The sequence below is a fragment of the Lacihabitans soyangensis genome (genome assembly GCF_024343775.1).
Lineage (GTDB): Bacteria > Bacteroidota > Bacteroidia > Cytophagales > Spirosomataceae > Leadbetterella > Leadbetterella soyangensis.
The window spans coordinates 1-1053 of the sequence record NZ_RJUF01000104.1 but is presented as its reverse complement, the minus strand read 5'-3'; the positions used below and the strand labels follow the sequence as shown (position 1 = coordinate 1053).

Annotated in this window: 1 protein-coding gene; it reads right to left on the bottom strand. The window is 28.9% G+C overall.

Annotated elements, in window-relative coordinates:
* Positions 1-129 precede the first annotated feature (129 nt).
* Positions 130-765, bottom strand: coding sequence for a hypothetical protein (locus tag EGI31_RS14615; protein WP_255037928.1), 636 nt, complete (start codon positions 763-765; stop codon positions 130-132).
* Positions 766-1053: the final 288 nt, after the last annotated feature.

Here is a 1053-nt window from a genome sequence, read left to right as displayed (position 1 = left end):
TGGTTCAAAGCTGGTGCAGCATTAAATATCATTGCAGAACAAGCTGGAAAATAATATTTCTTGGTTTGTTTTTGCGGAGAATCCCTAGCTGAGAGGCTGGGGATTTTTTTTGTGCTTAGAATTGAGCATTTAAAATTTAAAACCTAGAGAAACAATATCTCTAAAATAGGTATCACTTAATCTAAAATTAGTATAATTTAATACTGGGCCGTTGTGTTCAAAATCAAAAATTGGTTGTCTTCTTAAACTAATGGGAGTACTAGGATGGTTTGAAATTTTTTTCCCCAGTTCTAACCTTTTATTTTTTAGAAAAGGTGGATTAATCTCAAAGAATAATTTTTCTGACAAGTTGTATCCAATTCGTGTTGAGACACCATATTCAAGTAAAACTCTTGTGCTAGAATTATTGTATGAGTCGCCAAAATAAACAGTGTTTGAAGTTTTTTCGTATCCTAACATATAATTTAAAGAGATGGAAAATCTGACTTTTCTTGCTGGATTTTGTATAAAATTGACATGATTGATACCTATTATTCTGACAAATTTTGAAGAGTGACTATAAATGTCACTAGTAGGAAAGTTCTGATATTTCTTTGATTTTCTTTGGTCAAAAAGACCTCCTTCTAGCTGCAATTCCCAAGAATTCCCTCTTTTATTCAATATTAATAACGAAGGTTTAACTCTGATTTTAGGTTCATTAAGATCCGTGTAGAAATATAAAGAATCCTTTTGACCAATATCAAAATTAAACTTTTGATCATACATGAAATTCAATTTAACAGCGTAATTATACTTTTTTTGACAAAACACCTGATTGTATGAACCTATAATTAATTAGAGGAAGAAGAGTAATACTTTCATTTATGGAACTGAAAACAAATATTAAAAAGTGAAAATTGAATTGCAAAGTTAAATTTCGCTCTTAAAAATTTAGTCTTTTTGGCAATAATTAAAACTATTTTAAAATTTGGAGTAGATTTGTTTGTATTTTTAGTTTTACAAAAAAAAATCTTAAAACTATTTTAAGATTCAAACTATTCCCCCCCAATGCCC